Source organism: Roseovarius sp. EL26 (assembly GCF_900327775.1).
In the GTDB taxonomy this organism is placed as follows: Bacteria; Pseudomonadota; Alphaproteobacteria; order Rhodobacterales; family Rhodobacteraceae; genus Roseovarius.
In genome coordinates this window covers 1,257,539-1,269,583 of record NZ_OUMZ01000007.1, presented here as the reverse complement: position 1 = coordinate 1,269,583, position 12,045 = coordinate 1,257,539, and the positions used below count along the sequence as shown (strand labels likewise).

At 54.3% G+C, this 12,045-nt stretch carries 14 protein-coding genes and 1 tRNA gene; 10 read left to right on the top strand and 5 right to left on the bottom strand.

The window, feature by feature from the left end; genetic code table 11:
- Positions 1–40 precede the first annotated feature (40 nt).
- The 3 genes from D9A02_RS14115 to D9A02_RS14105 are packed head-to-tail and all read left to right on the top strand — an operon-like array spanning position 41 to position 2,472.
- The gene (locus tag D9A02_RS14115; RefSeq protein ID WP_120501557.1) at positions 41–442 is read left to right on the top strand and encodes a DUF6749 family protein; all 402 of its coding nucleotides are present in this window, start codon (positions 41–43) and stop codon (positions 440–442) included.
- Between the two features lie 54 nt (positions 443–496).
- Complete coding sequence (locus D9A02_RS14110; protein WP_120502545.1) at positions 497–1,573, top strand: hypothetical protein; 1,077 nt, start codon at positions 497–499, stop codon at positions 1,571–1,573.
- The gene (locus D9A02_RS14105) at positions 1,570–2,472 is read left to right on the top strand and encodes a DMT family transporter (protein ID WP_120501556.1); all 903 of its coding nucleotides are present in this window, start codon (positions 1,570–1,572) and stop codon (positions 2,470–2,472) included. Before D9A02_RS14110 ends, D9A02_RS14105 begins: the two co-directional genes overlap by 4 nt.
- A gap of 36 nt (positions 2,473–2,508) precedes the next feature.
- Here D9A02_RS14105 and D9A02_RS14100 read toward each other — a convergent pair whose 3' ends face one another.
- A complete protein-coding gene (locus D9A02_RS14100; RefSeq protein ID WP_120501555.1) occupies positions 2,509–2,832 on the bottom strand; it encodes an iron-sulfur cluster assembly accessory protein in 324 nt (107 codons plus the stop codon).
- A gap of 77 nt (positions 2,833–2,909) precedes the next feature.
- Here D9A02_RS14100 and D9A02_RS14095 point away from each other — a divergent pair, with 77 nt between their 5' ends.
- From D9A02_RS14095 to D9A02_RS14065, 7 genes are all read left to right on the top strand, one after another.
- Positions 2,910–4,079 carry a deoxyguanosinetriphosphate triphosphohydrolase gene (locus tag D9A02_RS14095; protein ID WP_120501554.1) on the top strand — a complete coding sequence of 390 codons (1,170 nt, stop codon included), beginning with the start codon at positions 2,910–2,912 and terminating at the stop codon, positions 4,077–4,079.
- An 83-nt stretch (positions 4,080–4,162) separates the two neighbouring features.
- The gene (argS, locus tag D9A02_RS14090; RefSeq protein ID WP_120501553.1) at positions 4,163–5,908 is read left to right on the top strand and encodes an arginine--tRNA ligase; all 1,746 of its coding nucleotides are present in this window, start codon (positions 4,163–4,165) and stop codon (positions 5,906–5,908) included.
- Between the two features lie 34 nt (positions 5,909–5,942).
- Positions 5,943–6,845 (top strand): SPOR domain-containing protein, encoded by a 903-nt coding sequence (locus D9A02_RS14085; RefSeq protein ID WP_254054638.1) that lies wholly within the window; start codon positions 5,943–5,945, stop codon positions 6,843–6,845.
- Positions 6,842–7,849 (top strand): beta-N-acetylhexosaminidase, encoded by a 1,008-nt coding sequence (gene nagZ, locus D9A02_RS14080; RefSeq protein WP_120501552.1) that lies wholly within the window; start codon positions 6,842–6,844, stop codon positions 7,847–7,849. Before D9A02_RS14085 ends, nagZ begins: the two co-directional genes overlap by 4 nt.
- Positions 7,842–8,636, top strand: coding sequence for a ScpA family protein (locus tag D9A02_RS14075; protein WP_120501551.1), 795 nt, complete (start codon positions 7,842–7,844; stop codon positions 8,634–8,636). Before nagZ ends, D9A02_RS14075 begins: the two co-directional genes overlap by 8 nt.
- Positions 8,636–9,298 (top strand): SMC-Scp complex subunit ScpB, encoded by a 663-nt coding sequence (scpB, locus tag D9A02_RS14070; RefSeq protein ID WP_120501550.1) that lies wholly within the window; start codon positions 8,636–8,638, stop codon positions 9,296–9,298. The genes D9A02_RS14075 and scpB overlap by 1 nt, the downstream gene beginning before the upstream one ends.
- A 78-nt stretch (positions 9,299–9,376) precedes the next feature.
- Complete coding sequence (locus tag D9A02_RS14065; protein ID WP_120501549.1) at positions 9,377–9,586, top strand: hypothetical protein; 210 nt, start codon at positions 9,377–9,379, stop codon at positions 9,584–9,586.
- Between the two features lie 2 nt (positions 9,587–9,588).
- On the opposite strand, the gene D9A02_RS14060 is transcribed toward D9A02_RS14065, so the two are convergent.
- From D9A02_RS14060 to ihfA, 4 genes are all read right to left on the bottom strand, one after another.
- Positions 9,589–10,665, bottom strand: a complete 1,077-nt coding sequence (locus D9A02_RS14060) for a 2'-deoxycytidine 5'-triphosphate deaminase (protein WP_120501548.1) — start codon at positions 10,663–10,665, stop codon at positions 9,589–9,591.
- Between the two features lie 73 nt (positions 10,666–10,738).
- A tRNA-Pro gene (locus tag D9A02_RS14055) sits at positions 10,739–10,815 on the bottom strand.
- 63 nt (positions 10,816–10,878) lie between these two features.
- Positions 10,879–11,646 (bottom strand): MerR family transcriptional regulator, encoded by a 768-nt coding sequence (locus tag D9A02_RS14050; RefSeq protein ID WP_162933076.1) that lies wholly within the window; start codon positions 11,644–11,646, stop codon positions 10,879–10,881.
- Between the two features lie 15 nt (positions 11,647–11,661).
- Complete coding sequence (ihfA, locus tag D9A02_RS14045; protein ID WP_120501546.1) at positions 11,662–11,964, bottom strand: integration host factor subunit alpha; 303 nt, start codon at positions 11,962–11,964, stop codon at positions 11,662–11,664.
- Between the last annotated feature and the right edge of the window lie 81 nt (positions 11,965–12,045).

Below are 12,045 nucleotides of genomic sequence, written 5' to 3'. Positions count from 1 at the left end.
GTAATCGTTTAGAGGTCGAAATTTATTCCGGGAGAAAATTATGCACACACAACGTAAAATGCAAAACGTATCATTGGCAGTCACAGAAGTTGCCACGCCCAGCCTGCACGGCGGCGAGGAAACAGGTTTGTTCACATCATCGCTTGGGCCTGTGATGTCCGACGACATGAATACAGGCGAGGCCGTGGAAATGTTTACTTCGAGCTTGAACCCAACTGCACAAGCAGATGGTGCGACAGGGGACGGTGTTGAAATGTTCACCTCGAGCCTTGGCCCAAATGTGGTGGCTTTTGCCGGTGCTGGAGAAGGGATTGAGATGTTCACATCGTCATTGGCCCCGGTCGCGGCACAGGGAGACGCTGTTGGCGCTTTCACATCATCGCTGAGTGCTAAGGCAACGGACGAGGGCGATGGCTGCGAAATGTTTACATCTAGCCTGTAAGCATAGTTGAAACGGGGCATTCAGCCTGATTTGACCACGATGGAGACCTATACCATGGGAATGATTGTAAAACTGGATGTGCCGTTTCGTCAGAACGACAAAGCAGCGCGGCAAACTGCATTGCTGCGCTGCTTTGCATCTGAGCGGCGCGGATTCGAAGATGTGTTTTGGCTGAAAGAAAATGCCGAAGTGCTTAATGTTTTGGAAAGCAGCGGTGCGGCACTGCCTGAGGCGGCACTGGATGCCTACCGCGACTTTTATGACGATATCGAAAGTCGTCTGGGGTTTTTCCCGCAATATTACCGGTTTTTTCTGTCGATCTGTCTGGATCTCGAAAGTCTTGGTATGCCGGGGAACAAAGGTGAAAGTCTGTCCCAGTGGGTGGCCGACCAAGGACTGGCACAGGCCGAGCTGTCGGATCTGCAACGCGCTGAAGCGCGGCGGCTGTGTCTACGACGTGGGGTTGATCCAGTTGCTGGAGACATAGGGTTGGAGGATCGCTTACGTAGTTTTGCCAAACGCAGCGCAACGTTTTCAATGCCAAACAAAAAGGCTGCATATGAACTGACGCATATCGTGTTCTACCTTTCTGAATATGGTCGGATTGATCCGAAACTGGACGAAGGTTTCATCGACAGTCTGCGTTTTGCCGGAACATTGGCCTATCTTGATCTGAACGTGGATCTGCTGTCTGAGATTTGCATTGCGTTGCGTTTTGCCGGGCAGGCGTGCCCACAAATCTGGCAAGGTTGGCTGAGTGAACAGGCCAGATGTTTTGTGCTGGAGGATGTGCCGCATGCCCCACCAACAGATGAATATCATCAGTTTTTGATGATCAACTGGTTCCTGCATACGGCCGGATTAGGCGGTTTTGCACATCAGGTCCCAGAAGGGCCGGTCAGATTTATTCAAGCGGATCCCGGGCGTGGTCCGCTGCGTGATATTTCTGAGCAAATGTACAGCATGGATGGGTCACGCTCGTCCGATTGGACAAAAATGCGCGGCGCGCTGAGTGAGGCCCTGTCTGATGATGCGCGTGCAGTATTGAATGCTGCAGAAGCATCGATTGACAAATTTGATGAATTTTTTGCAGGTTTTTCAAGAACCGGGATGCAAGGAGGGCGGTCATGACGCGCGCGCCAATCATCTGGGCGACTTTTAGCGGGGTCGCGTTGACAGTTCTTTATACGCTTTTGATTTCGGGGGCGGATGGAATTACCAAGTTCATCGCCAAAAGCTACGCAGCCCCGCAATTGTTCGCCCTGTCTGGCGGGATTGTCGCCGGGCTTAGCTTGCTTGGGCTGTTGCGGGGCAAGGGCACAAGGGGCCTGCAGACTTCATGCCCCGAGGCAATGCTGATCCGCAGTGTTGCCACTGTCTCTGGAACAATCACGTTTTTCCATGCCTTCCGATTGCTTCCTTTCGCCGAGGTGTTTTTGTTCATCGCCATGATCCCGCTGCTTGCGGCGCTGGTCTCAGGCCCGCTGCTGAAAGAGCCGGTTCAATCCCAGGTGTGGGGCGCGTTAATCGTTGGGGTTGTTGGGATCCTGTTTCTATTCCCATCAGGGATAAAAACACTGGAATCCGGACATTTAATTGCATTACTTGCAGCCTTTTGCGGCACAGTTTCGATGGTGGCATCGCGGTTCATCGGGCTGCGTGAAGACAACCTTTTGGCGCAGGTGTTGTACCCGAATTTGATGCTGATGCTGGTTATGACGTGCGCGCTTCCGTTTGTATTTGAACCGATGTCCTTGCATGATCTGGGTTGGGTGATTGTCTATGCTGTTTGTCTGTTTGCCGCGCGATGGGTGCTGGTTGCCGCATTGCGCCTGTTGCCTGCCTACGTGGTCACACCGCTGATGAACCTGCAATTCCTGTGGATGGTGGTAATTGGCTATCTGGTGTTTGGCGAACGTCCTGCATATGGCGTTTTCCTTGGCGCGGTTATTGTTGCCGGGGCCGGACTATGGCTCATCTATTTGCAAATCAGGACCGTTGATGACAGCGATCTGGTGCCGGCAGAGTAGCACAGGACAAGTTTATCTTACTGATACAACCTATTGTTACATCGAGAAAGAAGTGCCACACCCGCATGAGCTGGTCGCATTTGGATTGTTGATTGTGAAGCGTGCGCCGATCAGTTCCTCGGTGAAATCAATCACAGCCCCTGTCAAAAATGGCAGTGAGATCGCATCGACCACTACCTTTTCGCCCTGGCTTTCAAGGATCAAATCGTCTTGTGCTGGGGCATCAAGCTTGATCTCATACTGAAAGCCGGAACAGCCGCCACCTTCAACGGCGATGCGCAGGGCCTGACCCTGATCGCTAGCGCCAATCTCTGAGAGGCGTTCAAATGCGCGTTCGGTAACTTTGGGGGGCAATTGCATTGCGCAGTCCTGATCTTTCCTTTGGGTTCCAAAGTGCAATATATGGGTCTTGGGCACACACGACAAGGACAGTTGAGATGCATCAACCCTATGCGGCCAATCCGGTCGTCGCACGCGGGCGGCTTGTGGGCGAAGAAGAAAGCGCTTTTCGCTCTTGTTTTCAACGCGATCGCGACCGGATTATCCATTCCAGCGCCTTTCGCAGGCTCAAGCATAAAACCCAAGTGTTTGTCGAACATGAGGGTGATTATTTTCGCACCCGGCTCACCCACTCGATCGAGGTGGCGCAAGTGGCGCGAACGATTGCGGGTGCTTTGGAACTTAATCAAGAACTGACCGAAGCAATCGCGTTGGCGCATGATCTGGGGCACACGCCGTTTGGCCATTCAGGCGAGGATACACTGGATGAGCTGATGCTCCCGTACGGTGGGTTTGATCACAACGCACAGGCAGTGCGGATCGTCACGGCCCTAGAACGCCACTATGCCGGTTTCGATGGATTGAACCTGACATGGGAGACATTAGAGGGGCTTGCAAAACACAATGGTCCGGTTTTGGGTGATCTGCCATGGGCGTTGACGGAATATAATGCCTGCCATGATCTGGAGCTGCACAGCCACGCCAGCGCCGAGGCGCAGGTGGCGGCATTGGCCGATGACATTGCCTATAACAATCATGATCTGCATGACGGGCTGCGGGCCAATCTCTTCACCGAAGCGGATATTCGAGCCTTACCAGTGGTGGGAGAGTGTTATGCGCAAGTCGATACGCTGCATCCCGGACTGGATGATTATCGTCGCCGTCACGAGGCGTTGCGCCGTGTTTTTGGTGTGATGGTCGGGGATGTGATTGATGCTTCAAGCGCCATCTTAAAAGAGGCCGCGCCGTCGACTGTCAATGATGTGCGCCATCTGGGTCGACCGGTGATCCGGTTCTCAGACAAGCTATTTGCGCAACTCAAGGAAATTCGCACCTTCCTTTTTGCCCGAATGTATCGTGCGCCGTCGGTCATGATCATGCGCGCGGACGTCACGCAAGTGGTTGAGGAATTGTTTCCGTTTTACATGTCTCACCCCAACTTACTGCCGGAACGCTGGCAGGACGATGTAAAACAAACCCAATCCGATACGTCGTTGGCGCGTCTGGTCAGCGATTACATCGCGGGTATGACAGATCGCTTCGCGCTGGAGCAACACGCACGGTTATTGGGCGGCGCGCGGCGCACGCGAGAACGTCATGGCGTATGATTTCACGGGCTGATTAAGCCTGATTGCATTGACGTGCGGGCTAGCAGTGATAAACCGGCCCGCGAATGACAAGGAAGTTTGAGATGAACCTCTTCACCGAGATCCGGACGTTGGTGCTGGACGCACTTGCTCAGATGCAAGCAGCTGGCGATCTGCCCGAGGGGCTGGATCTGAAAAACGTGGCCGTTGAACCCCCGCGCGATGCCGCCCATGGTGACATGGCGACCAATGCGGCAATGGTTCTGGCCAAGCCGGCTAAGATGAAACCCCGTGATATTGCTGATAAATTGGCGGGATTGCTGGCCGAGGATGATCGTATCACTTCGGCAGAGGTGGCGGGGCCGGGTTTCTTGAATCTGCGTCTTGCTGATGCGCTATGGCACGGTGTTGTGCGCACGGCTTTGGCTGAGGGCTCCGACTTTGGTCGCTCAGATATGGGTGCAAATCAAAAAGTGAACGTTGAATACGTCAGCGCTAACCCAACCGGGCCGCTGCATGTGGGCCACACCCGCGGTGCGGTTTTTGGCGATGCCCTGGCCAGCCTATTGGATTTTGTCGGCTTCGAAGTTACCCGCGAATACTACATCAATGATGGTGGTGCGCAGGTCGATGTTTTGGCGCGCTCTGTCTATTTGCGGTATCTGGAGGCGCACGGTCAAGAAGTGGCGTTCGAGGATGGTACTTATCCCGGCGATTATCTGATTGCTGTGGGCGTCGCGCTTAAGGATAAGGTTGGAGATGCTTACGTTGGCCAACCTGAAAGCGTTTGGTTGGAAGAGATCCGCAACTATGCCACCGAGCAGATGATGGACCTGATCCGTGCTGATTTGAAAGCCTTGGGCATTGAGATGGATCTGTTTTACAGCGAAAAATCGCTTTATGGCACCGGTCGGATCGAAGCGGCGCTGGAAGCGTTGGAAAACAAAGGCCTGATCTACGATGGCGTGCTAGAGCCGCCAAAAGGCAAGAAGCCCGAAGATTGGGAGCCACGTGAGCAGACGTTGTTCAAGTCAACAGAGCATGGCGACGATGTTGACCGTCCGGTGAAAAAATCCGACGGGGCCTGGACCTATTTCGCGCCTGATATTGCCTATCATTATGACAAGGTCGAACGCGGATATGATGCGCTGATCGATGTCTTTGGCGCGGATCATGGCGGGTATGTCAAACGCATGAAGGCGGCAGTTTCTGCGCTTAGCGATGGCAAAGTGTCACTGGACATCAAGCTGACCCAATTGGTGAAGCTCTACAAGAATGGCGAGCCGTTCAAAATGTCCAAGCGGGCAGGGACATTTGTGACCCTGCGCGATGTGGTGGATCAAGTGGGCGCAGACGTCACTAGATTTGTGATGTTGACCCGGAAAAATGACGCGCCACTGGATTTCGATTTCGACAAGGTGTTGGAGCAATCCAAAGACAACCCTGTTTTCTATGTGCAATATGCCAATGCGCGGATCAATTCGGTTATGCGTAAGGCCCGTGAAGCTGGAATTGATCTAGGTGACGCAAGTGTTGCAAAGGCTGATCTGTCTAGCCTGACAGATGTTGCGCAATTGAGCACCATGAAAAAATTGGCTGAATGGCCACGTCTGGTTGAAATTGCGGGCCGCACGAATGAGCCGCATCGCGTCGCGTTCTACCTCTATGATCTGGCCAGCGAATTGCACGCGTTGTGGAACCGCGGCAATGATAAACCAGAGTTGCGCTTCCTTGATGAGGCAAATGTCGAGGGTACACAGGCAAAAATCGCCCTAGCGAGTGCCGTAGCCGTTGTTATTTCTGCAGGTCTTGGTATTCTGGGCGTAACACCGGCGGAAGAGATGCGATAAGACATCCGAACGCGCGCCGGGGTGAGGCAGAACAATGACCCCCGGCGATGCATTTTACCGCCGGCGGCAGCGAGGCAGTAAAATGGCGAGTTATCAGGACTTTCAATCTCAAGCCGATCAGGGCGGGGCGGGCGCAGTTAGCAAAATGACCAACCTCATGGGGGCAGGCATATCACTGGCGTTGCTGGTGGGGCTTGGCATGTGGGGGTATGATCTGCTGGTGCGTGATGTGAGTGGCGTGCCCGTAGTGCGTGCAGCCGAAGGTCCAATGCGCGAAGCGCCAGAGGACCCGGGTGGGAAACAGGCTCTCAATCAGGGCTTGGCGGTCAACAATGTTGCCGCGCAAGGCATTGCTGAAGGCCCGGCAGAGCAGTTGATTTTGGCGCCAGAGCCGCTTGAGCTTAGTCTTGACGATCTTGAAGTTGCAACCGTAGCTGACACCGACACAGCACCGGCACAAGAAGAGATCGCGGCGCCGGCCACAAACCAGATTGAGCTGGCTGTTTTGCAAGTCGCAGAAGATGCGCCAAAGGAAGTCGCTGAAGCCCCTGAGGCCAAAGTGATCAAGGCCGGGTTAGCAAAGTCGCTGCGCCCGCAGTTGCGGCCTGCAAACCTGTCCAAGGCTAAGCCGGTCTCGGCAACAGCTCCTGCCGTGGCACTGGATGTCGATCCTGCGAGTGTTCCTGTCGGAACACGTCTGGCGCAGCTTGGCGCATTTGAAAGCGATGCTGTTGCACGGTCTGAATGGGCACGCCTGTCAGGCACGTTTGGTGACTATTTAGAGGGTAAGCAACGCGTGATTCAAAAAGCCACGAGTGGCGGACGGGTGTTCTACCGTTTGCGCGCCATGGGTTTTGCTGATCTGAGCGATGCGCGCCGGTTCTGTTCAGCCTTTGTGGCCGAAGGTGCTGATTGCATTCCAGTTGTCAGCCGATGAGCCGTTATGGTGCCTGCATTCTGGATGCAGAGGGATTGCGCCTGAGTGCGGAAGAAAAAGCGCTTTTTGCCAAGGCTAAGCCATTTGGATTTATCCTGTTTGCCCGCAATATTGATACCCCGGATCAGATCCGGGCGCTTTGTGCGGAGATGCGCGAGGCCGCCGGGCACAACGCACCGATTACGATTGACCAAGAGGGCGGGCGCGTGCAGCGCCTGCGTGCGCCGCTCTGGCGTGAATGGCTGCCTGCACTGGACCATGTTCAGGCTGCAGGCGAGGATGCCGCCGAGGCGATGTATCTGCGGTCGCGTCTCATGGCGCATGAGCTCTATGATTTGGGGATTGATAGCAATTGCGCGCCGTTGATTGATGTGGCCAGCGACGAGACCCATCCGTTTTTGCAAAATCGTTGCTATGGCATGGACCCGGCCCAAGTCGCCGCGATTGGCCGTGCAGTGGCCGATGGCCATCTGGATGGTGGCGTACTGCCGGTGGCCAAGCATATTCCGGGCCATGGCCGTGCAGTGGTTGATAGCCATCTGGACCTGCCGGTGGTCAAAGCGTCGCGCGAAGAGCTGGATGCAGTGGATTTTGCGCCGTTTAAAGCATTGAATGATCTACCAATGGGGATGACGGCTCACCTTGTTTATGATGCAATCGATCCGCGCCCGGCAACCACGTCACCGGCGATGATGGATATTATTCGCAATCAGATCGGTTTTGATGGTTTGATCATGACGGATGATATTTCGATGAAGGCGTTGAAAGGCTCGCTTGCGGATCTGTCGCAGGCATCTTTGCAAGCCGGATGTGATGTGATCCTGCATTGTAACGGTACACTGGCCGAGCGAACCGAAGTGGCGGAAGCCGCAGGCGCGATGACAGAAATTGCGCAGCATCGGGCGGAACGGGCGCTGAACGCACGCAAAACCCCGCAAGAGCTTGACATCGCAGCCACAGAAGCGAAGCTGGAGGCGCTGATAAACAGGCGCGTGAATGGCTGACGAAACTTTTGAGAACCTGACCCAGACGGAATCGGTAGCGGAACGGATCGCTTCTGAGGCGTTGATCGTGGATGTGGACGGTTTTGAAGGGCCGTTGGACCTGTTGCTGACGTTAAGCCGGACGCAAAAGGTAGATCTGCGAAAAATCTCGGTTTTGGAACTGGCCCGGCAATATCTTGAGTTTGTGGAAAAGGCCAAGCGCTTACGGCTGGAGCTGGCTGCCGATTATCTGGTGATGGCCGCATGGTTGGCATTCCTAAAATCCCGCCTGTTGCTGCCGCCCGATCCGACTGAAGAGGGGCCATCAGGCGCAGAACTGGCAGCGCATTTGGCATTCCAGTTGGAGCGTCTGCAGGCGATGCGCGATTCTGCTGCTAAGCTGATGGCACGAGATCAGTTGGGGCGCGATTTCTTTGCTCGCGGCATCCCTGAGAATGTCGCCCGAGTTAAAAAAGTGACCTATACCGCAACCCTTCTGGATCTGATGCAGGGGTACGCGCGGATCAGAACCAAGGATGAATTTCGCCCCTTTGTCATGGACCGCGACGCGATTTTTACCATGGAACAGGCGTTAGAACGTATGCGCGGACTGATTGGTTTTGCAGGAATGTGGACCGACATTGTCAGCTATTTACCCGATGATTTTACCAGCGATCCGGCGCGTCGCCGCAGTGCGACAGCCTCAACATTTGCGGCCTCGCTAGAATTGGCAAAACAGGGGCAGGTCGATCTTCGGCAATCTGACACATTTGCCCCAATAGAGCTGCGCCGTAAGAAAGATAATTGATGTCCGAAGATATAGTGAAACAAGAAGAAAGCCTGTTTGAGGCCCCTCCCATGGCGGAGCAGGAGCGCATGTGTGAGGCTATTTTATTTGCCACAGCCGAGCCGGTCACAGTGAAGGAGATCGAGGCGCGGATGCCGCATGGATGCGATGCGGCCGAGGCGTTGGTTTATTTGCGAAAACGCTATGAAGGGCGTGGCGTCAGCGTGGTCAAAGTCGGGGATGCGTGGGCCATGCGTACCGCATCGGATCTCGGGTTTTTGATGCAAAAAGAAACGGTTGAGATCCGCAAGCTCAGCCGTGCGGCGATCGAAACCTTGGCTATTATTGCCTATCACCAACCGGTGACACGGGCTGAGATCGAGGAAATTCGTGGCGTATCTGTGTCACGCGGTACTGTGGATCAATTGTTGGAAATGGAGTGGATCCGTTTCGGCCGCCGCAAGATGACACCAGGTCGCCCGGTGACATTTGTGGTGACGCAAGGGTTTTTGGATCACTTCGGTCTGGAAAACGCGCGCGACCTGCCAGGATTGAAAGAATTGCGTTCTGCTGGGTTGCTGGACAATCGCCCGCCGCCAGGATCGATGCCACAACTGGGTGAGGGGGATGAAGATGCCGGCGAAGAGACACAAGAAGGTCAAAGTGAGCTGTTTGAAGACTGACAGTTTCGTGAGTTGAGCTGTTTTTGGCGGCATCAATTACTATATTTAGACATCAAGAGACAATGGATAATGACGTAGATGAACCCTAATCAGATCCTGAACATGGCTATGCGAATGATCATGCGCCGCGTGATCGGTAAGGGCGTCAACCTTGGCATGAATGCAATTGAGCGCAAGATCAACAAAGGCCAACCACAGCAAGATGCAGCCATGACAGCACAGAATCGCGACACCATAAAGCGCACCAAACAGTCGCTGCGCACCACGCGGCGGTTCGGAAAGTTCTGACCCTAGCTTTTGAAGTGTTTGGACAGCTTTAGCCCCTGACCCTGATAGTTTGATGCAAGCTCTACGCCATAAAGCTGTTCGGGTACCTGATCCATTTTTTCATAGACCAAGCGACCGACGATCTGACCATGCTCCAACACGAATGGAGCCTCGTGACAGCGCACCTCAAGCACACCACGTGAGCCTGAACCGCCGGCTGCATCATAGCCGAATCCGGGATCGAAAAACCCGGCATAGTGAACGCGAAACTCACCAACCATGGCCAGATAGGGGGCCATTTCTGCCGCGCAATCTGGTGGGATGGCGATCGCCTCACGACTGACAAGGATGTAGAATGCGCCGGGGTCGAGAATGATCCGCCCATTTGAGGTGTGAACCTCTTCCCAATACTCTGCCGGATCGTAATGGGCGAGCTTCGACAGGTCCACAACACCCGTGTGGCGTTTTGCGCGGTAACCAACAAGGTCGCCTGATGTTGGTTTCAGATCGACCGAAAACCCCAACCCATCCGAAATCACCGGATCGCCCGACACGATGGGTGTACGTTGATGAACTTCAAGCAGTTTCTCATCGGAGAGGATCGTTTTTCCTTGTCGAAAAATTACCTGATTGAGCAACTGACCTGGTTGCGCCAGGACCGAGAAACTCTGTGGGCAAAGTTCGGCGTAAAGCGGGCCATCATAACCCTCGGGCACGCGATCAAATTCGATCCCATGATCGGTGATCACGCGGGTCATCAAGTCAAGCCGTCCGATAGAGCTTTTGGCGCTGGCGGCGGCTGTCATGCCCTTGGGCAGGTGCAATCGTTCCATTAAGGGTACGACATAGACGCAGCCCTTTTCCAACACGGCACCACCTGTCAGCGAGACCTCGTGCATGGTTAGTTCGTCCAGCCGTTCGGATACAGTTGATGACCTTCCCGGCAAGAAAGAGGCGCGTACGCGGTAAGCCACGTCGCTTAACCGCAAATCAAGCGAGGCGGGTTGAATTTGTTCATTCAGAATCGGCAAGGACGCCGAAATACCGCCTTCGACAATCATCTTTTTGATCTGCTGATCTGCTAAAACGCCGGTTTTCATCTGCGTTCTCCCTCGTCGCCGTGATGCGGATACAAAAACACCCACCCGAGAAACGGGCGGGCGGTTTTGAATTTGGTCGGGCTAGCAGGACTCGAACCTGCGACCTTCCGTCCCCCAGACGGACGCGCTACCAGGCTGCGCCATAGCCCGACGATTGGCGTTACATACCCTATTTTTCTGAGGGAACAAGAGGGAATTCCCGAAATTTCCACGTTAGTTGGATGCCTTGCTGCCCGGCCGGGATGCCAGTGCTTGCAGACGTTCAGCAATTGGCGCGAGCGCGGTGATTTGTGCAGCTGTCAAAGGCCGGTCAAACCGTGACAGAGCCGTCAATACGCCAGAGCCCGCCATGCAGTCATCGGCAGGGTCCTGCTGTATGGAAATCTGTTCTGGCCGGACCATGGGCGCCTCTGCCGGGCTGGGATCTGCATCTATGACAGTTGTGGGAGTGGTATCTTTCACAGCGGTTTCAGGTGAAACAGATGGTTCGGCGTCTGCTTGTTGCACAATTTTTGCTGTCGCGGCGGTCTCTCTGGCTTCTGAAGGCTCTTCCCTTGGTGTAGGTGAAGGAGTTGCATCAACCGGTATATCAGTGACTGGCTGCGTTGTGCCGACAGGGAGAGGCTCTGGTTTCTGTGCCGGATTTTGAGGCGTCGAAGCAACAGTTGCATCGATTATGCTTGGGGCAGGGCCAGCACCGCCATCATCCAACGATTGAGACAACGAGGCCACATGTTTGATACCATCAGCGCGCAGGATTTTCTGAACCCCTTTGATGGTCATGCCATCATCATGCAGCAATTTTTTGATACCGCCGATCAATCGCATATCATTGGGGCGGTAATACCGCCGTCCACCCGCGCGTTTGACCGGTTTTATCTGGCTGAATTTGCTTTCCCAGAATCGGAGGACATGCGCAGGTGTTTCTAGCCAGTCGGCCACTTCGCTGATTGTTCGAAAGGCATCGGCAGATTTGGCCATAACCAGTTCCCGAGGTTATTTCTTGTTCCCGGCCGCTACGCGATCTTTCATTAGATGCGAAGGGCGGAAGGTCAGGACACGGCGTGGATTGATCGGAACTTCTTCGCCAGTCTTGGGGTTGCGTCCAACACGGGCGGTCTTTTGACGAACTGAGAAGGTGCCAAAGGACGAAATTTTGACCTGCTCACCTTTAACTAAAGCATCGGAGACATGATCAAGAACACTTTCTACCAGCTGTGCAGAATCATTCCTCGATAGACCAACTTCGCGGAAGACGGCCTCGCTTAAATCCATCCGGGTTAATGTTTTATCACTCATGATGTCCCCTCCGACTGTTGTATGACTTTAGGGCGGAAGGAATTTACGAGTCAATGTCAATGGCTTGAGAGAGGGTCTTTA

Coding starts and splice junctions, on each gene's coding strand:
- D9A02_RS14110 (WP_120502545.1), top strand. CDS start 497: ATGGGAATGATTGTAAAACTGGATGTGCCGTTTCGTCAGAACGACAAA.
- D9A02_RS14085 (WP_254054638.1), top strand. CDS start 5,943: ATGACCCCCGGCGATGCATTTTACCGCCGGCGGCAGCGAGGCAGTAAA.
- D9A02_RS14065 (WP_120501549.1), top strand. CDS start 9,377: ATGAACCCTAATCAGATCCTGAACATGGCTATGCGAATGATCATGCGC.
- D9A02_RS14095 (WP_120501554.1), top strand. CDS start 2,910: ATGCATCAACCCTATGCGGCCAATCCGGTCGTCGCACGCGGGCGGCTT.
- D9A02_RS14075 (WP_120501551.1), top strand. CDS start 7,842: ATGGCTGACGAAACTTTTGAGAACCTGACCCAGACGGAATCGGTAGCG.
- ihfA (WP_120501546.1), bottom strand. CDS start 11,964: ATGAGTGATAAAACATTAACCCGGATGGATTTAAGCGAGGCCGTCTTC.
- nagZ (WP_120501552.1), top strand. CDS start 6,842: ATGAGCCGTTATGGTGCCTGCATTCTGGATGCAGAGGGATTGCGCCTG.
- D9A02_RS14050 (WP_162933076.1), bottom strand. CDS start 11,646: ATGGCCAAATCTGCCGATGCCTTTCGAACAATCAGCGAAGTGGCCGAC.
- D9A02_RS14060 (WP_120501548.1), bottom strand. CDS start 10,665: ATGAAAACCGGCGTTTTAGCAGATCAGCAGATCAAAAAGATGATTGTC.
- argS (WP_120501553.1), top strand. CDS start 4,163: ATGAACCTCTTCACCGAGATCCGGACGTTGGTGCTGGACGCACTTGCT.
- scpB (WP_120501550.1), top strand. CDS start 8,636: ATGTCCGAAGATATAGTGAAACAAGAAGAAAGCCTGTTTGAGGCCCCT.
- D9A02_RS14115 (WP_120501557.1), top strand. CDS start 41: ATGCACACACAACGTAAAATGCAAAACGTATCATTGGCAGTCACAGAA.
- D9A02_RS14105 (WP_120501556.1), top strand. CDS start 1,570: ATGACGCGCGCGCCAATCATCTGGGCGACTTTTAGCGGGGTCGCGTTG.
- D9A02_RS14100 (WP_120501555.1), bottom strand. CDS start 2,832: ATGCAATTGCCCCCCAAAGTTACCGAACGCGCATTTGAACGCCTCTCA.